We start from the raw sequence: 18,265 nt of genomic DNA on the forward strand, positions 1-18,265 counted from the left end.
ACCGTTTGCTTGCAAACCTGAAAGAACCGTGATGACCGAATTGTTCATTTCCGAAGTTCGTATTGGCCAAATCCAGCCGCTTGGCCCAAATGGCGTGCCGAGTGGTATCTATAAGGAGCCCGTACCTGGCGGGATCATGGCGCACGCTGCCTGCCTCACGGGGGATGAACAGGGGGACCGCCGCCATCATGGCGGCCCCGACAAGGCCATCCATGCCTATGCCAAAAGCAATTACCCTCTATGGACTGCCGATCTGCCTGATCTCGCGAAACAGTTTCGCGCCGGTGCGTTCGGCGAGAATTTGGTCGTCGAAGGTGCCGCCGAAGCTGAAATTTCTTTGGGCGACTGGTGGCGGATAGGAGGCGCACTTCTCGAAGTCAGCCAGGGTCGTCAGCCCTGTTGGCGGTTAAACCTGCGCTTTGGCAGGTCCGACATGGCGCGGTGGGTTCAGATGAACGGTCGCACAGGCTGGTACTTTCGCGTTTTGGAATCTGGGATGATTGCAGCAAACGACACGGGGCGACTGGAAGTGCGGCCGCATCCAGCCTGGACGATCAAGAGGGTATCGCATCTGCTCTATCATGACTGTTTGAACACGGCGGCGCTGACGGAATTCGCCGCCCTGACCGGCCTGCCCGAAAGCTGGCGCAATCTGGCCGAGGCCCGCCTTTCGACTGGCCAGGTAGAAAGCTGGTCGCGGCGGATTGAAACGCCGGAATGACGGCCGACACATTTAGGCTGGCCTGTGCCGACTATTTGAGCCGCTGGTGTGGCGACGGACTTAGCAAATTGAACTCTCGCATGCGCCGCCTCCTGGCTTAGTCTTTCACTTTAAGGACCAACTTGCTGCGCGCATGAAGGCAGCAGATTTTGGAGACGCGTTGTATCCGCTTGGCGGCGGAGATTTTCATGGCCCACTCGTGGGCAGCGGCCCTTCGTTCCCTGGCAGGCGGGGCCACCATTCAGACAATTGCGATCAAAGATCTCAGGGAGTTTCAGATTCCGATCCCCTCTGCCGTTGAGAAGGGTGAGGTTGAGACCGAGTTCCACAACCGGCAAGCATGCTTGGCAGAAGTACATGCTATCCTCACCGACATTGAGAATTCTCGTGGCTCCACTTGGCCCCACAAAGACTTCCGAGGATAGTCCTATTTTCGCGGCTGCTGTCGAAGATGTCTGCGAGGCGGCGAATTTTTCCCTCGGCAGTTCTCTTTGATGTCGATTGTCAAAGATGGCTCGCTTTGAACTCCGAAATGAATTTGCCTTTGTTTGGTTCGGGATGGCGCAATTGCAAAACCTCTTGGAACGCTTACAGTGCCATCAGAAACGCAATTTCGAGTTCACAACATCTTGCCTACGTTGAACCAAACCCCTGAACAGTTGGCGCGGGACCGAATTGATCGGCGGCTGCGTGCTGCCGGATGGCAAGTGCAGAACAAGAGCCATTTGGACTTTGCTGCAGGCCCCGGCATCGCGGTTCGCGAATATCAGACCGATATCGGTCCGGCCGATTATGTTCTGTTCGCGGACAGGCAGGCTGTGGGTGTGGTGGAGGCCAAGCCCGATAGTTGGGGTGTGCGGCTCACCACAGTCGAGGAGCAATCAGAGGGATATGCCGGGGCCAAGCTGAAATGGGTGAACCAAACGCAACCCCTCCCGTTTGTCTACGAGAGCACCGGCGAGATCACCCGCTTCACCAATGGACGCGATCCGCACCCCCGCTCTCGGGAAATCTTCACCTTCCATCGCCCAGAGACGCTGAAATCCTGGGCGCAGACACAGCAGTCCTTCCGGGCGGGCATTGCAGCGCTGCCAGCGCTTGATCCCGATGGTTTGCGTGACTGCCAGATCACGGCGATCACCAATCTGGAGGCCTCCCTAAAGGCTGACAAACCCCGCGCTCTGGTCCAGATGGCGACGGGATCGGGCAAGACATTCACCGCAATCACGCAAGCATATCGCTTGCTGAAACATGCGGGCGCGCGGCGGATCCTGTTTCTGGTCGATACCAAGAACCTCGGCGAACAGGCCGAGCAGGAGTTCATGGCCTTCCTGCCCAACGACGACAATAGGAAATTCACCGAACTCTATAATGTCCAGCGCCTGACCTCGCCGTCCATTGCGGGTGACAGTCAGGTCGTCATCTCCACGATCCAGCGCATGTATGCCACGCTCAAGGGCGAGGAGCTGAAGGAAGGTGCCGAGGACGACAATCCGGCTGAACACACATGGCGCCGGAAGGAGCCACTGCCGGTTGTCTACAACGCGAAACTGCCCCCTGAGTATTTCGATGTCGTCGTGATCGACGAATGCCATCGCTCGATCTACAATCTATGGCGTCAGGTGATTGAATATTTCGACGCCTATCTCATCGGCCTCACCGCGACGCCCGACAACCGCACCTACGGTTTCTTCCAGAAGAACGTCGTTAGCGAATACACCCACGAAAAGGCCGTCGCGGACAAGGTGAACGTCGGCAACGAGATCTATCTAATTGAGACCGAGGTCACCCAGGGCGGCAGCACCATCAAGGCCGAGCAGTTGATCGAGAAGCGAGAGCGCGACACCCGCGCGCGGCGCTGGGAAACGCAGGATGACGACGAGGCATATACCAGCAGCAAATTGGATCGCTCTGTCGTCAACCCAGACCAGATCCGCACCGTGATCCGCGCCTTTCACGACAATTGGCCCAACATCTTCCCGGGCCGCAAGGAATTGCCGAAAACCCTGATCTTCGCCAAAACCGACAGCCATGCCGATGACATCATCCAGACCGTCCGGCAGGAATTTGGCGAGGGCAACGATTTCTGCCGCAAGATCACCAATGCCGCGAAGAACCCGAAATCTTCGCTCTCGGCGTTTCGCAACGAATATTACCCGCGCATCGCCGTTACCGTCGACATGATAGCCACCGGCACCGACGTCAAACCGCTCGAATGCCTGATCTTCATGCGCGATGTGAAATCGAAAAATTACTTTGAGCAGATGAAAGGCCGCGGCACCCGCGTGCTGAAACCTGACGACCTGAAGAAGGTCTCGCCCTCCGCCCAGGCCAAGACCCATTATGTGATCGTCGATGCCGTGGGCGTCACCAAGTCGCTGAAGACCGCCAGCCAGCCGCTCGACACCAAGCCCTCCATCCCCTTCAAGGACCTCGCCATGGGGCTGATGATGGGCGACCGATCCGAGGAAACCGTCAGCTCCCTTGGCGCACGCCTGTCGCGGCTCGATAACAAGCTGGAGGCTGAGGATCAGGAGAAGATCGCCACCGAGGCCGGAATCTCCCTCACCGCAATCGTGCGCGATCTTTTCGACGCCATCGACCCGGACAAGGTCGAGGCCGATGCCAAGGCTGCCGGTCACCCCGAGCCTGACGATGCCGCCATGCAGATAGCGCGTGAAGAACGGATCAAACAGGCCGCCAACGTCTTCACCGGCCCGCTGATCAACCTGATGGATACGATCCGGCGCGACAATGAACAGACCATCGACCATGACAATCTCGACACGCTGCTACGGGCCGAATGGGCGGGCAACGTGGCCGAGAACGCCCAGAAGATCGCGCAGGAGTTCGAGGAATACCTGACCGAAAACCGCGATGAGATCGAGGCGCTGTCGATCTACTTCAACACCCCCGCCCGCCGGTCAGACGTCACCTACGCCATGGTCAAGGACGTGCTGAAAAAGCTGACCGAGGATCGCCCGCGCCTTGCCCCGCTCACCGTCTGGCGGGCCTATGCGCATCTGGATGACTACAAGGGCAGCAATCCGGCCAGCGACCTGACCGCGCTTGTGGCCCTGATCCGCCGTGTCACAGGGCTGGATGAAACCCTCACCCGCCATTCCGAGCGGGTGCGGCGCAACTTCCAGAACTGGGTGCTGAACCGGCACGCAGGGAAAGGCGAGAAATTCACCGAGGAACAGATGGGTTGGCTGCGGATGATCCGCGACCACCTCGCCACCTCCTTCACCATCGAGCGTGACGATCTGGACATGTCCCCCTTTGACGGCAAGGGCGGTTTGGGGCAGATGTATGCACTCTTTGGCGATGGGATGGACGATGTGATGACCGAGATGAATGAGGCGCTCTCGGCATGAGGCTCATAACTCCATCAAAAGCGCCCACGGGATGGGCATATTGTACCTTTGACGATGTTACCACGCATCATTCCGGAAATTCGAAGCTTATTAAAGGGAAGCAATTTAGCGCACCTGCGCCCAGACTTTTCCCGGGCTTTAGCGCCTCTGGTCAAGACGTTTGGCTCGATCACTATGAGCATGAGGGTATTGCAATCATCGTTTCTGCAGTCGGGGCAAGATGTGGAAAGTGTTTCTTTGCGAAAGAAAAATGGAGTGCGGTTGCCAATACTCATGTTGTTTGGCCAGAATCAGAAGCATTGGACCCAAAATTCTTTTGGTGGATGGTCAACGATGAGGATTTCTGGATAAGGGGTGGAAGCGGACAGCCATTCGTAAAAACCAAAGCTTCCTTTGAACGCGTTTTCTGCCTGCCTCCCCTCAACGAACAGCGCTGCATCGTCAAGAAGATCGAGGCGCTGTTTGACGAGATCGACAAGGGGGTCGAGAGCCTGCAAACGGCGCGCAGCACTCTCGGCCTCTACTGCCAGTCCCTGCTGAAATCCGCCTTTGAGGGCCGCCTCACCGCCGACTGGCGCGCGAAGAATGTCGACAAGCTGGAAGCCCCCGAAACCCTCCTCGCCCGCATCCAAAAGGAACGCGAGACCCGCTACAAGACCGCGCTGGCCGACTGGCAAGTTGCCCTCGCCAAATGGCGCGCCGGTGGCGAAAAGAGCAAGAAACCCGCGAAGGCAAAACGGCCAGCAACGTTTCCGGATCAACTGCAAAATCTACGGATTGAGTTGCCGGATCTACCCCATGGTTGGACATGGGCACACTTGGGCCTGTGCTCGTCGGGACCTAAGTATGGAACGGCGGCGAAGTCCGCGGATACTGGCGCATTGCCCGTAATCCGCATGGGCAACCTCCAGCGTGGCCGCATCGATTGGGACAACCTGGCATTTACCTCCGATCCGGACGAAATCGAACAGTATTTGTTGAAGCCCGGAGATGTCCTGTTCAACCGAACAAACAGCCCAGAACTCGTCGGCAAGACCTCAATTTACGGGGGTGAGCAGCCCGCACTGTTCGCGGGCTACTTGGTACGGGTCAACCAGATCGAAGAGATCGCATCCGGTCCTTACCTTAACTACTTCCTCAATTCGCCTTTCGCCAGCGAACACGGTAAGACCGTGAAAACCGATGGCGTCAATCAATCGAACATCAATGCGAGCAAACTTCAGGAATACCCATTTCCCTATTGCTCTCCCGCCGAACAAACCGAAATCACCCGCATCCTCGACGCCCGCCTCGACGCCGCCACGCGGCTTGAGGCCGAAATCGACGCCGCCCTCACCCGCGCCGACGCTCTGCGCCAATCCATCCTGAAAAAAGCCTTTTCCGGCCAACTCGTCCCCCAAGATCCGTCGGACGAGTCCGCCGTTGCCCTGCTGGCCCGTATCAAGGCCGAGCGCGCCGTGGCTCCCAAGGCGACACGGAAACGAAAGGCGACGGCATGACGGACGGCCAGCGATTTCCTCTTTACCATGACCGGATCGAAAATCCGGACGGTGCCGATACCACGCAGATCGACCTGGTCTTTCAGCCCGATGGCAGCCTGAAGATCGACGGGGTTTATGCCGGTCCCAAGGCCGAGGAATTCTGGGGCGACTGGGATCACGAATTCTGGCTGGACATCGCCGCCAGCCACGCGCAGGCGTTCCTTGCCCTCATCGCCCGCGACGCCTTTGTCCGCGACGGCCGGCTGACCTATTCCGCCCTGCGCGACCTTTGCAAGAGTTCTGAAATTCCCTTCAAAGAAGGACACTGGACATGAACACCGCCCCCATCGTCTCCAAGGTCTGGAGTTTCTGCACCACGCTGCGTGACGACGGCGTGGGCTATGGTGATTACCTCGAACAGCTGACCTATCTCATCTTCCTCAAGATGGCGGATGAATACGCCAAGCCGCCCTACAGCCGTGATGTGGGTGTTCCCGCGGGCTATGACTGGACCAGCCTGACCACCCGCCGTGGCGCCGATCTGGAGGCGCATTACGTCGCCCTCCTGCGCAAGCTGGGCGAGCAGAAGGGCATGCTGGGCCAGATATTTACCAAATCGCAGAACAAGATCACCGATCCCGCCAAGCTGTTCCGCCTGATCGACATGGTGGACGGCACACAATGGGTGATGCTGGGCGCCGACGTGAAGGGCGACATTTACGAGGGCCTGCTGGAGCGCAACGCCGAGGACACCAAATCGGGCGCTGGCCAGTATTTCACCCCGCGCGCCCTGATCCGCGCCATGGTGGAATGCATGCGCCCCGAGCCGGGCAAGACGATCGCCGACCCGGCCTGCGGCACTGGCGGTTTTTTCCTTGCCGCCCATGATTTCCTGACAGACGATGAGAATTTCGCACTCGACAAGGCCCAGAAGGCATTTCTGAAGCACGAGACGTTCTTCGGGAACGAAATCGTCGCCGGTACACGGCGGCTGTGCCTGATGAACATGTTCCTGCATGGGATCGGCGAGATGACCGGCGACTCTCTGGTCTCGCCCGCCGATGCGCTGATTTCACCACCGTCCGAGACTTTCGACTATATTCTGGCGAACCCGCCCTTCGGCAAGAAAAGCTCGATGAGCTTTACCAATGCCGAGGGGGAGCAGGAAACCGACGATCTGACCTACAACCGGCAGGATTTCTGGGCGACCACCTCGAACAAGCAGCTAAATTTTGTGCAGCACATCCGCACGATGCTGAAAACCACCGGCCGCGCTGCCGTCGTCGTGCCCGATAACGTGCTTTTTGAGGGCGGTGCTGGCGAGACGATCCGGCGCAAGCTTTTGCAGAATACCGATCTGCACACGATCCTGCGTCTGCCTACCGGGATTTTCTATGCTCAGGGCGTGAAGGCCAACGTCATCTTCTTCGACAACCGCGCCGCCAGCCCAGATCCGCAGACGTCACAGATCTGGTATTACGACTACCGCACGAATGTGCATCATACGCTCAAGCAAAAGCCCCTGACCTTCGCGCACTTGGAAGATTTCATCGCCTGCTACAATCCAGCCAACCGGCATGAGCGGGAAGCAACCTGGAGCGAGGCCACCCCGGATGGTCGCTGGCGGGCCTACCCCCGCGAAGATCTGTTGCAACGTGACAAGGCCAGCCTTGACTTGTTCTGGCTGCGCGATGCTTCGATGACCGACCTCGAAAACCTACCTGATCCAGAGGTCCTGGCGGAAGAAATTCTCGAGAATTTGGGAGCCGCGATGGAGAGCTTTAAATCAGTTGTGCAGAGCATAAGATGACTTGCACGATGGCAGATGGAAATTCGGCCATTCATTTTGGCTTATTTTACTCGAAGGGCAGATTGTGTTGAAAAACTCCAATACAGCGCGTTGGCACCAAATTTGGAAGAACAAAATTCCGAATTACCCAAATTCCAACCGCATCATAGGCCGCAATCAGCTCGTCGGGGAACGGTTTTCCACTTTTCCGAAATTTGGAGGTGCAGAAAAGAGTTTTTCAACATGGTGTAATCTGAATCTGGCTCTGCAACTCGTCTGGTAGACTGTATTCGCAACCCTATGGAGGAGTGAAAAATGGAGTATTTTGCTGGATTGGATGTCTCGATGGAAGAGACGCACGTTTGTGTTTTGGATCGTGACGGCGTGTTGATCCGAGAAGGAAAGACACGTTCGTCACCAGATGCGATTAGTGATTTTCTCGCGGCTGGCCCAACTTGTGCAGGCGTTGTGTTTGAGACCGGCAGAATGGCACCGATGCTGTACCACGGGCTTACTGAACGCAGCATTCCAATCCAATGCATTGAAAGCAGACAAGCCTATCAGGCCCTCAAATCACTGGCCGGTCACAAGTCAGACCGAAATGACGCGCGCGGCCTGGCACATCTGGCGCGGACCGGGTTCTACAAACCTACCCACGTCAAATCGCTGTCTGCTCATGCGATACGGTCACTGATCGCAGCACGCAAGAAACTGGTCGGGCAGCGCGTGACAATCGACAATCAGATCCGTGGGCTGGTGGTCGTATTTGGTGTACGGTTGCCACGGGCACTGTCGCCTGCGTTCAAAGATGCCGCTCTGAAAGTGAGTAATGGGGTTCCAGGTCTTCATGCTGCATTGAACGGATTGTTTGCAGCACGCGAAGCAATTTTGGCGGCCGTTGCTGCAATTGATGCCGATATTAAGAAGATGGCCCGTAAATCGAAAACCTGCTCACGTCTTATGTCCGTCCCAGGTGTCGGGCCGATCACGGCACTGGCTTTTGCGGCCGCAATAGATGATCCGTCGAGGTTCCGACGATCGCGCGATGTCGGGCCGTACCTTGGGCTTGTCCCAAGGCGGCATCAGTCCGGAGAAGTGGACTATGTCGGCAGCATCTCGAAACGGGGTGATACCAGGGTCCGAACGCTCCTGTACGAGGCGGCCAATGTCATGCTGACGAGGTATGCTGGCCCGCTCAAATTGAAGGAATGGGCGCTTGCGATTGGTACGCGCTCAACAATGAGGAAGGCACGTGTGGCCCTCGCCAGACGCCTCGCTATCATCCTGCACGCGATGATGCGCGACCAAACCGAATTCCAGTTCGCATAAGGATCACCAGAGCGACAATTACGAGGATTCCAAAATCAAAGTTCCCATCTGGGACAATGCCCGAGGGAGGGCGTGAGACACGGCGTCGATTCTGTAGCAACAACCAACACCAACGGTATGATTGCGGTTTCCACCTTGCCGACCCACACCCAGCCAACCCCATTATGAACCCAAGAGTTCGAACAGAACAAAGGCAACCTCTGACATCACAATGCGACATTTGGAAACCCGCATTGACGAATTAGAGAACAGAATGGGCGGGAAGCATGCGTAATTGGGCTGACCCTGCACTTTGGTCGAGCTCCCGATAGGATCACAGCATAGCTGTGAACAAGGGAGACAGATGATGGAATACTATGCTGGTTTAGATGTGTCGCTTCGGTCTTGTGCGATGTGCATCGTCGATAGCAAAGGCAAGGTTTACCTTGAGCGAGAGCTGCCATGCGAAGTTGAGGACATCGCCGACTATCTCGCAGCTTTTGAGCACCCAATAGAACGCGTTGGTTTTGAAGCCGGAGCAGTGAGCCAACATCTGTTCTTTGGCTTGCAATCAAAAGGCTTCGAAGTCGTACGCATGGAAGCTCGGCAAGTAAGTGCCGCCTTATCTGCGATGCGAAACCAAACCGACAAGACAGATGCAAAGGGCATTGCCCAAATCCTACGAACAGGCTGGTTCAGTCCGGTTCATATGAAGAGCCGAGAAGCCCACGGGCTGAGGGCGCTATTGAGCACGCGCAAAGCTTTGCTCAAGAAGACAATGGATCTGGCCAACGAGGTTCGTGGCCTGCTGAAAATCTTCGGCGTGCGATTGCCCCGAACAGTGAAACACGGGTCTTTTGATGGCTTGGTAAGGCCGATGATCGAGATCGATGACGTCCTTGCGCATGCGATCATTCCATTGCTCGACGCGCGGGCGGTTTTGCTCCAACACTACCTCGAGCTGGACCGGCGCGTGAAACGTGCGGCGTCTCAAGACGAAGTTTGCATGCGCATGATGACCGTTCCAGGTGTTGGGCCGATTGCAGCGCTGACATTCAAGGCGGCAGTTGATGATCCGAGTCGCTTTAAGCGGTCGCGTACAGTTGGAGCACACTTTGGCCTGACCCCAAGGCGATTTCAGTCTGGAAAGCATGACAATCCTGGCAGAATATCAAAGGCTGGGGATAGAGTTGTTCGCGCAACTCTTTACGCCGCTGCCAACGCATTGCTGATGCGAACGATGGCAGGGTCACAGATTAAATCATGGGGCATGCGATTGATGCGCACCAAAGGTCGCCGACGCGCAGTTGTTGCCGTCGCTCGCAAACTTGCCGTTCTGCTCCACCGTATGTGGATCGACGGCAGTGAATTCCGTCAGGAACAAGTTGGAGGCACGGCATGAACAAGTAGCCTACCACCTAACCTGACGGGATCGTCCAATCCGGACGAGGTTCGTGGATTAAGCCGAAAATGTCTGCTGCGCAATTTGAAGCGCGCCGGAAAGCGTGGCTCTCCACTTCCAATCCGACACATGCATGCAGCGGCGCCATTTCGAACGCCAAACCAGACTGCGAAGAGAAGCGTGACCCGGACAAACGATCCTTGATCATTCAAAAGAAGGAAAACGAGCTTGACCCAGACACACAATTAGAGAAGGCCTTTGATGCGTTTTGCCCCGAGGTCCGGTGTGCCGGACTAAGCCGTCGTTCAGGAGGTTGACCGCGTGATACGGTTGGATCGGGGCGGCTGATTGCGGCGCTCGCTGCGGGCCTGCGGGACCTGTCGCTGGCCGAAGATATATTACAAGAAGGTGCTGTATCGGCACTGGTCCATTCCATACGCTTGGAAACGGCTTGATAGAAACACACCAATTCCCAGGTATTTCCCATCAGGATCAATGCGGGAAAGCTGGCAGAGCATCCACCATTAGTTGAAAGTGATCACGTCTGAAAGAGGTGGATAATCTCTTTAGCAGGGCGACGCTTTTGTAGCGCCCTATGAGGCGCGTAGGGAGGCAAAGGGAAATGTCTCGCGAGTAACAGCATATCTACATATGGTTTCCAACCAGCAATAGGCATGTTTCGTGCAGTGGTTCGGAAACCATCAAACGCCGCGCATACTGTGTGCCGCGTTGCTCTAATGCACACAAAAATTCACCGCTTCGGACAATGGCTGTCATGTCAATGTAACATGGAGTGCTCATACGAACATTTAGGAGCCCACATGAACAGACATCGAATGATTCTCGAACACGCACAATCCAAAGGACGAGTAAGCGTCGATACACTCGCCGACGCCCTCAAGGTCTCGCCCCATACAATCAGGCGGGACATCAAAGCGTTGTGCGAACAAGGAAAACTACGCAGGTTTCACGGCGGCGCCGAGTTTGTTGAGGACGCGTCAAACCTGCCCTATTCGGTGCGTACATCCCTTAACATCGCGGCGAAAAGGCAGGTTGCAAGTCGGGCGGCGCACCTCATTCCAGACAGGGCAACATTGTTCTTTTCAATCGGAACCACTCCCGCCCTTGTCGCCAGAGCATTGACGGGCCGCACAGGCCTCACCGTCATTACAAATAATCTGAATGTTGCGATGATTTTATCCGAAGCGTCTGATGTACGAATTATCCTGCCCGGTGGCGAATTGCGGTTGCCAGATAGTGACATCCTCGGAGAACAGGCGTTGGCCCTCGTCGAGGGATACCGTGCCGATTATGCGATCTACGGCGTGGGCGGGATTGACGCCGATGGCAGCTTGCTCGACTTCCACGAGGCCGAAGTGCGCATCCGGCAAACAATGCACGCGAATGCACACCAAAGTGTACTTGTTGCCGATGCTACGAAGTTTGGCCGCCGTGCCGCGGCATTCGGCGGAAACCTCGCCGATGTTTCCCATTTCGTAACCAACGCGCGCCCTGCCGATAATTTCGGTCCCCTTCTTGACGTGCTGGATGGCCGCCTGATTGTCGCCGGAGAACCGATATGAGCTTTTTGTCGCTTGAGGGCATCACACGTCAATGGGACGATCAAGGTGGCGTCGTCGGCATTGACCTAACGCTGACCAAAGGCGCGTTTTTGTCTATCCTCGGCCCCTCCGGCTGCGGCAAGTCCACCCTGTTGCGCTTGATCGCAGGGTTGGAACATCCCGAAGCGGGCAGGATCTTGATCGATGAGCGCGATGTAACCGCGCTGCCCCCCGCACAGCGCAACCTGTCGATGGTGTTTCAGTCATACGCATTGTTCCCTCACCTGAGCGTTGCCGAAAACATTTTGTTTGGCCTCAAAGTCCGCAGAATTGATAAGACCGAGCGTAACACAAGGCTTGCCGAAGTTCTGGAGATGACAGGCCTAACAGGGCTTGAGCGGCGCAAGCCTTCCGCGCTTTCGGGCGGGCAACGTCAACGTGTTGCCCTTGCCCGCGCAGCCGTTGCGCGAAAGCCGCTTTGTCTGATGGATGAACCGCTCTCGAACCTCGATGCTAAACTGCGCAACTCTGTGCGGCGCGACGTTCGCACGCTGTCGCGCAAACTCGGCCTTACGGTTGTTTATGTCACCCACGATCAAGGCGAAGCGATGAGTTTGTCGGACAAGGTCATTTTGATGAACAACAGCCGGATTGAACAGGTAGGCACACCCGCCGAACTTTACACCCGACCCGCTACAACCTTTGCCGCACAGTTCATTGGTGAGCCGCCTATGTCGCTGATCGACGGGGCCGCTTTGGGATATGACGGTGGGTACACAGTCGGGATACGCCCCGAAGCTGTCAAAGTTGTCCCCTCGGGTCACGGCCATCTAAACGTTGTTGTCGACGATTTCGAATTTATGGGCAGTGAGACGCAACTTGCCCTAAGCCATCCGGCCACCAAAGGACTGGCCGCGATTACGAACGACGATGCCCACTTTGAATTAGGGCATAAGATCGGCGTTCAACTCCCGCAAGAAAGCAGGCTCCTTTTCAATGCCGTCACCGGTAAAATTGAAAAGGAACCCCAGAAGTAACCACAAAGAATCCTATGGCGCGTATTCGCCAAAATCCTGCGCCATCGGCTGGCCGTAAGGCTCCATCTCCAACCAAACTTGTCAAAGAGGACATTAAAATGACCCGAATTACGACTGTAGCTGCGTTCTTGGCCGCTTCAACGGCGCTCGTCAACCCGGCGACTGCCGAAACCGAGTTGACCATGTATTACCCCATCGCCGTTGGCGGTGCCTTGACCGAAGTCGTTGACGGTATTGTCGCCAAATTCGAAGCGCAAAACCCAGACGTTTCAGTGAACGCGATCTATGCCGGCAATTATGACGATGCCCGCATCAAAGCACTTGCCGCCCTTGACGCAGGCGAGCCTGCGCATCTTGCTGTCATGTTCTCCATCGATGCCTATGACCTGCTTGAGCAAGAACATATTGTTGCGTTTGACGACCTGATCGAGGGCGAAGAAGACACCAGATGGCTCAACAGCTTTTATCCCGCTTTGATGGCCAACGGCCAAGTTGAAGGCAAAACATGGGGCGTGCCGTTCCAGCGCTCAACAATCGTTGCCTATTACAACAAGGACATGTTCCGCGCCGCAGGTCTGGACCCTGAAAAAGCCCCAACAACCTGGGACGAAATGGTATCCATGGGCAAGGCGCTGACCAATGACGACCATTATGGTATAATGATCCCCTCGACGGGTTATCCTTACTGGATGTTCCAAGCACTGGCGATCCAGAACGACAAGGAATTGATGTCGAACGATGGGGTCACAACCTATTTCAACGACCCAGTCGCAATTGAAACCTTGGAATTCTGGAAATCCCTAAGCACAGAGCACAAGATCATGCCCGAAGGCACGGTTGAATGGGGCACATTGCGTCAGGCATTCCTTGAATCCAAGACGGCTATGATGTGGCATTCTACCGGCAATTTGACCGCTGTAAAAAACGCGGCGGAGTTTGATTTTGGCGTGGCCATGTTACCTGCAAACAAACGTCTTGGTTCGCCCACGGGGGGCGGCAACTTCTATGTATTTAAGAACGCCAGTGACGAAGAACAGCAAGCCGCCCTTGATCTGATCCAGTTCATGACAGCGCCCGAGCAAGCGGCCGAATGGTCGATCTCGACCGGCTACATGGGAGTTTCTCCTGCGGCATACGAAACCGATGCACTGAAATCCTATGTTGAGGACTTCAAACCGGCTTTGGTTGCCCGTGACCAGCTTGAACATGCCGTTGCTGAATTCTCAACATTCGAGACCGCACGCGTGCGGGACGGCCTGAATGGCGCGATCCAATCGGTTCTGACGGGTGATAAGACTGCTGAAGAAGCATTGAACGATGCCCAAGGCGCAGCCGAACGTCTACTGCGCCCTTACAAATAAGTCATAAAGCAGGGCTGGCCTAACCGGGCTGGCCCCATTCTTTAACCGGAGAACGGCATGACAGACCACTTTGCATTACAGCGCCGACGCCGTGCCATAAATGGCTGGTTGTTGCTGGCACCCTCGTTGGTCATGCTATCCGTCTTCGCCCTTTATCCCTCCGTCGCCACGGTGTTCACCTCGCTCTGGTCACGCGGCACACGGCGCAGCCCGTCGGAATTTGTCGGGCTTGAGAATTACCGCCATATGTTCGACGATCCCGGCTTCTGGCTCGTTGTGCAGAACAACTTGTTTTATGCAGGTTTAACCATTCCCGTTTCTATTGGTATGGCCTTGACAATGGCGCTTTGGGCGAATGCCACACTTCCGGCGCGCGGCTTTGTGCGAACCGCCTATTTCACCCCCACCGTTCTGCCGATGATCGCGGCGGCAAACCTTTGGCTGTTCTTTTATACGCCCAGCTTTGGTATCCTGAACCAGATCGCGGGTCTATTCGGGGCCGATCCGGTGAACTGGCTTGGCCAGCCAAGCACCGCGCTTTGGGCCATTTGTGTAGTGACCATCTGGAAAGAGTCCGGTTTCTTCATGATCTTCTATCTGGCGGCCCTGCAAACCATCCCGCCCGATTTGAAAGAGGCCGCAGACATCGAGGGCGCATCGCGCTGGACCTACACCCGCTGCATCGCGCTGCCGCTGTTGATGCCAACCACCTTGTTCATACTGGTTAATGCGATGATCAACTCGGTCAAGCTGATCGACCACTTGTTTATCCTGACCAAAGGCGGGCCTTCCGACAGTTCCAAACTGATCCTTTATTATATCTGGGAACATGCCTTTGCCTACTTCGACCGCCCCACAGCGGCGGCAATGACGGCGCTGGTCCTCGCGGTTCTTGGCATCCTCGCTGCGCTTCAGTTTGCTATCTTTGACAAAAAGGCCCACTACCGATGAGCCGTAAATTCGAAGCCGCGTTGGCCATTGTGCTGGCCATCCTGTGGATATCCCCCCTGATATTTGCCTTTTGGGCAGGCTTTCACACCGTAACTGATGCGGTAAATTTTCGGCTGACCGCCCCTTTAACGCTCGATAACTTCCGAACTGCTTGGGATGGCGCACCTTGGTTGCGTTATTTTCTTAACACCTTTATTTTGGTGACGCTGATCCTGATCGGGCAATTCATCCTTTGCACACTTGCCGGTTTTGCCTTTGCTCAAATCGGCTTCAAAGGGCGCGACACGGTGTTTGTCCTTGTCTTGCTGCAACTGTTTATTCTGCCCGAAGTTTTGATTGTCGAGAACTACCGCGTTGCCGCCTCACTGGGGCTGATTGATACGCTGATGGGTATCGGGGCGCCCTATATGGCCTCAGCATTCGGGATATTCCTGATGCGGCAGACCTTCAAATCTGTTCCCAAAGACCTGGATGAGGCTGCACGCATTGAGGGCTGTTCCACGCTTGGTGTCCTTTGGCGCGTGTATGTGCCAGCCGCGCGTCCGACCTATCTGGCTTACGCGCTGGTTTCGATCTCTACTCACTGGAACAACTTCTTGTGGCCGTTGATCGTGACCAACTCTGATAACGCCCGGCCTTTGACCGTGGGTCTTTCGCTGTTTGGCGCGCCTGAAAACGGGGTTGATATCTCGATCATTTCCGCCGCGACGATCATGATGATTGCACCTCTGCTGATCGGGTTCCTGATCTTTCAACGCCAGTTTGTGCAGGCGTTTTTGACCGCTGGTGTAAAATGACCTCTCCACTTTCAGTTGATACCGTTTTTGACAGATAAACGCGTATTTTCAGTTGCGGTGAAGGTCCGCTATGACAAGCTGTATTCCAGTATCCAAGATGGTCGCGGGATGGCAGCTTTGGGCCGTTCGCGTCATTCCCGGAGTCGAAAGACGCCGAGGCTTTCGCCGTTCAGGTGTTCGATCTGCAGTGCCATTCCTGCTTCCGGGGGAACTTCGAGAAATTCGACAAGTGAGACCGAGCCGGCCGACTGGTTCTCGGTCACCGGGTAAACCACGAATGTGTCGCCATCCCAATGCCGCATTGGCAGCTCCCGGTTGCCCGGCCCCAGTTTCAGAACAAGCGGCCCGTTGGTCATAGCAATCGACACGGGACCGAAATACGCATTGTCATAGATGCCGACATAACGGTCAACCGGCCCCGCCGGGGCGGGGTCAGCGGGCGGCTCTGCGCCCACGAGATGCCCCACCGGCGCCGAAAGTGGCGCCATGAGCGGGGCATAGGCAGCCAGCCAGTCGCGGCTGTCGGCCCCGAGTTCCGCCCGGTCGAGGAAGCTCGCCGTAACAGCTTCGGCGGCGCCGACGGGGGGCGCACTGGTCAATACCACGATGCCCAGATCGAGGTCGGGCACCATCGCAACACTGGTCGACGCCCCAAGCGCGAAAGCGCCGGAATGACTGAGCATGACGCGCCCTGACAGCCGCGTGTCGACATTGAAGCCGAAACCGTATGCACCTGGCCGGGCTGAGATGTCCATCGGCGCCCCCCGGATCATCTGCGCGGACAGGGCCGGCAAGAGCGCCTCCTCGGAGACCACGCGTGACCCCTCTGCCATGCCACGGCCCAGCACCATCGCCATCCAGCGAGCCATGTCCTGCGCGTTGGAGCTGACACCGCCAGCCGGGCTTTGCGCATCCGGCTGGCGTGTGTCGGCCACCGCATATCCATCCCCAACTGCGACATGGCTTGAGGCGCGGTTGTCGCGCGCCATGTAGTCGGCGTGTTTCGAGCTGGTCGATGTCATGCCCAGCGGCGAATAGAGCGCGGTTTCCGACAGGGTGGCCCAATCCATGCCTGCCGCCGCCGCCACGGCCCCGGCTGCGGCGGTCAGTCCAAAGTTGGTATAGGCGTACTTCGTCCGAAACGCGCCTTTCGGCAGTAGCGCAAGCCGCTCCAGCACCGCGCGACGGTCAAAGCCGATATCCTCAAGATCGTCACCGGCGTGGTCCGGCAGGCCGGAGCGATGCGCGTAGAGATCGCCAATGGTGACATGATCGCTGATCCAAGGATCGCCCATATCGAACCAGGGCAGGAAATCGCGCACCGGGCTATCCCACTGCACGCGACCGGCATCCACCTGCGTCGCGACGACCGTGGCACCGACCGGTTTTGAAAGCGAGGCCAGCAGGAAGACCGTATCGGCATCGACGCGCTCCGGGCGCCCAGCGGCACGGATGCCGAAACCCCGAGCATAAATGGTGCGTCCGTCGTGGACGACGGCAATAGCCAGTCCCGGAATGCCGGTGTGTGTCAGGACATTCTGACCGAGATCATCCAGCGTCGAGACCGCTGTCATGATCCGTTCCTTTGGCACGGACAGTAGCACCGCCATGGGCGGCGCGGTCATCGGATCGGGCAAGGCGAGGGCGGGCAGGGAGCTGTCCATATCTGCCGCACATGGCGACGCCCCGGCAAGTAGGCCGACCGATAACAGCGCGCCGCCAAGCAGCCTGTGACCTGCACCTCGCCCTGACTGTGGCTGGGCAGATGCGGCCGACAATTCCAAACGATTTTTCAAATGTCGTTTCCTTGGTCTGGACGCAGCCTATTTGAAAACAGGCTCACGCATTCTGACAGAAGTCCGACGGATTGAAAGGGTCGGGTGACAGCAAGGTTAGGAGGGCTTTGCATGACCGGCAATGCTGGCAGATTCCGCTGCGGAATGGGTGCCATTCGTCCCTCGTGGCGGACCGTGCTGCCACCTTTTTATCTCGATCTTGAGGGTATTTGGGCAGTCGTTCCAAATTTCGGATTGATGCTCATTCGGTTCGTCACTTCACAGACCGCGAGAAGAAAATGGGCCTGCCAGCCAGTTTTTACTTCGTCTTACGGACAGGTAGCCAATCTCCTCATTGAGGTCAGAAATCAGGTGCTTGGCTGCTGCCGGATTTGGAAATTATCGCAATTGTCCCAAAATCGGCCGTGTTCTGAAGTTCGGGGCGGGAAGTCCGCAAACGACTGAATTAATTTCGATATTCTTCAATTGGACCGTGGCTGTGCCAGCGGCCCGGCGCACTCGACGACAGAAATCAGCATGACGTAGCGTCAAGCGATTTCTGCCGTGAGAACAACGAGCGCAAATTCTGAAAACGAACCGGTTACCCGCCTGCGTGCTGGCACCGGCTTTTTGCAAACCATCCGTTCGGAGGACCTCAGAATGACCAATGAAAACCTCGAGATGCGTAGCTACGCATCAAGCGC

General features: G+C 56.7%; 13 protein-coding genes. 12 read left to right on the forward strand and 1 reads right to left on the reverse strand.

Annotated elements, in window-relative coordinates; genetic code table 11:
- Positions 1–31 precede the first annotated feature (31 nt).
- The 12 genes from LZG00_17335 to LZG00_17390 all read left to right on the forward strand — a co-directional run bounded on the left by LZG00_17335 (position 32) and on the right by LZG00_17390 (position 15,786).
- Positions 32–721: an MOSC domain-containing protein gene (locus tag LZG00_17335; protein ID MCF3595756.1), complete on the forward strand. Its 690-nt coding sequence runs from the start codon at positions 32–34 to the stop codon at positions 719–721.
- Positions 722–1,428: 707 nt separating this feature from the next.
- A complete protein-coding gene (locus tag LZG00_17340; GenBank protein ID MCF3595757.1) occupies positions 1,429–4,098 on the forward strand; it encodes a DEAD/DEAH box helicase family protein in 2,670 nt (889 codons plus the stop codon).
- Complete coding sequence (locus tag LZG00_17345) at positions 4,095–5,597, forward strand: restriction endonuclease subunit S (GenBank protein MCF3595758.1); 1,503 nt, start codon at positions 4,095–4,097, stop codon at positions 5,595–5,597. The genes LZG00_17340 and LZG00_17345 overlap by 4 nt, the downstream gene beginning before the upstream one ends.
- Positions 5,594–5,914, forward strand: coding sequence for a hypothetical protein (locus LZG00_17350; GenBank protein ID MCF3595759.1), 321 nt, complete (start codon positions 5,594–5,596; stop codon positions 5,912–5,914). The genes LZG00_17345 and LZG00_17350 overlap by 4 nt, the downstream gene beginning before the upstream one ends.
- Positions 5,911–7,389, forward strand: a complete 1,479-nt coding sequence (locus LZG00_17355; protein ID MCF3595760.1) for a type I restriction-modification system subunit M — start codon at positions 5,911–5,913, stop codon at positions 7,387–7,389. Before LZG00_17350 ends, LZG00_17355 begins: the two co-directional genes overlap by 4 nt.
- 294 nt (positions 7,390–7,683) lie before the next feature.
- Entirely contained in the window at positions 7,684–8,697 is a 1,014-nt protein-coding gene (locus LZG00_17360) for an IS110 family transposase (protein ID MCF3595761.1), read from the forward strand.
- Between the two features lie 343 nt (positions 8,698–9,040).
- Positions 9,041–10,078, forward strand: a complete 1,038-nt coding sequence (locus LZG00_17365) for an IS110 family transposase (GenBank protein ID MCF3595762.1) — start codon at positions 9,041–9,043, stop codon at positions 10,076–10,078.
- A gap of 821 nt (positions 10,079–10,899) precedes the next feature.
- The gene (locus LZG00_17370; GenBank protein MCF3595763.1) at positions 10,900–11,661 is read left to right on the forward strand and encodes a DeoR/GlpR family DNA-binding transcription regulator; all 762 of its coding nucleotides are present in this window, start codon (positions 10,900–10,902) and stop codon (positions 11,659–11,661) included.
- Positions 11,658–12,677 carry an ABC transporter ATP-binding protein gene (locus tag LZG00_17375; GenBank protein ID MCF3595764.1) on the forward strand — a complete coding sequence of 340 codons (1,020 nt, stop codon included), beginning with the start codon at positions 11,658–11,660 and terminating at the stop codon, positions 12,675–12,677. The genes LZG00_17370 and LZG00_17375 overlap by 4 nt, the downstream gene beginning before the upstream one ends.
- 98 nt (positions 12,678–12,775) lie before the next feature.
- The gene (locus LZG00_17380; GenBank protein MCF3595765.1) at positions 12,776–14,038 is read left to right on the forward strand and encodes an ABC transporter substrate-binding protein; all 1,263 of its coding nucleotides are present in this window, start codon (positions 12,776–12,778) and stop codon (positions 14,036–14,038) included.
- A gap of 57 nt (positions 14,039–14,095) precedes the next feature.
- On the forward strand, positions 14,096–14,989 hold the full coding sequence (locus LZG00_17385; protein ID MCF3595766.1) for a sugar ABC transporter permease: 894 nt from the start codon (positions 14,096–14,098) through the stop codon (positions 14,987–14,989).
- Positions 14,986–15,786: a carbohydrate ABC transporter permease gene (locus LZG00_17390; protein MCF3595767.1), complete on the forward strand. Its 801-nt coding sequence runs from the start codon at positions 14,986–14,988 to the stop codon at positions 15,784–15,786. Before LZG00_17385 ends, LZG00_17390 begins: the two co-directional genes overlap by 4 nt.
- A 131-nt stretch (positions 15,787–15,917) precedes the next feature.
- Here the strand turns inward: LZG00_17390 and LZG00_17395 are convergent, their stop codons facing one another.
- Positions 15,918–17,582 (reverse strand): serine hydrolase, encoded by a 1,665-nt coding sequence (locus LZG00_17395; GenBank protein MCF3595768.1) that lies wholly within the window; start codon positions 17,580–17,582, stop codon positions 15,918–15,920.
- Between the last annotated feature and the right edge of the window lie 683 nt (positions 17,583–18,265).

The organism is Rhodobacteraceae bacterium LMO-JJ12, from assembly GCA_021555075.1.
GTDB lineage: Bacteria > Pseudomonadota > Alphaproteobacteria > Rhodobacterales > Rhodobacteraceae > JAKGBX01.

Bases quoted from the DNA above. Each gene is read 5' to 3' on its own strand.
- LZG00_17335 (MCF3595756.1), top strand. From the start codon at position 32: ATGACCGAATTGTTCATTTCCGAAGTTCGTATTGGCCAAATCCAGCCG.
- LZG00_17345 (MCF3595758.1), top strand. From the start codon at position 4,095: ATGAGGCTCATAACTCCATCAAAAGCGCCCACGGGATGGGCATATTGT.
- LZG00_17350 (MCF3595759.1), top strand. From the start codon at position 5,594: ATGACGGACGGCCAGCGATTTCCTCTTTACCATGACCGGATCGAAAAT.
- LZG00_17355 (MCF3595760.1), top strand. From the start codon at position 5,911: ATGAACACCGCCCCCATCGTCTCCAAGGTCTGGAGTTTCTGCACCACG.
- LZG00_17360 (MCF3595761.1), top strand. From the start codon at position 7,684: ATGGAGTATTTTGCTGGATTGGATGTCTCGATGGAAGAGACGCACGTT.
- LZG00_17365 (MCF3595762.1), top strand. From the start codon at position 9,041: ATGATGGAATACTATGCTGGTTTAGATGTGTCGCTTCGGTCTTGTGCG.
- LZG00_17370 (MCF3595763.1), top strand. From the start codon at position 10,900: ATGAACAGACATCGAATGATTCTCGAACACGCACAATCCAAAGGACGA.
- LZG00_17375 (MCF3595764.1), top strand. From the start codon at position 11,658: ATGAGCTTTTTGTCGCTTGAGGGCATCACACGTCAATGGGACGATCAA.
- LZG00_17380 (MCF3595765.1), top strand. From the start codon at position 12,776: ATGACCCGAATTACGACTGTAGCTGCGTTCTTGGCCGCTTCAACGGCG.
- LZG00_17385 (MCF3595766.1), top strand. From the start codon at position 14,096: ATGACAGACCACTTTGCATTACAGCGCCGACGCCGTGCCATAAATGGC.
- LZG00_17390 (MCF3595767.1), top strand. From the start codon at position 14,986: ATGAGCCGTAAATTCGAAGCCGCGTTGGCCATTGTGCTGGCCATCCTG.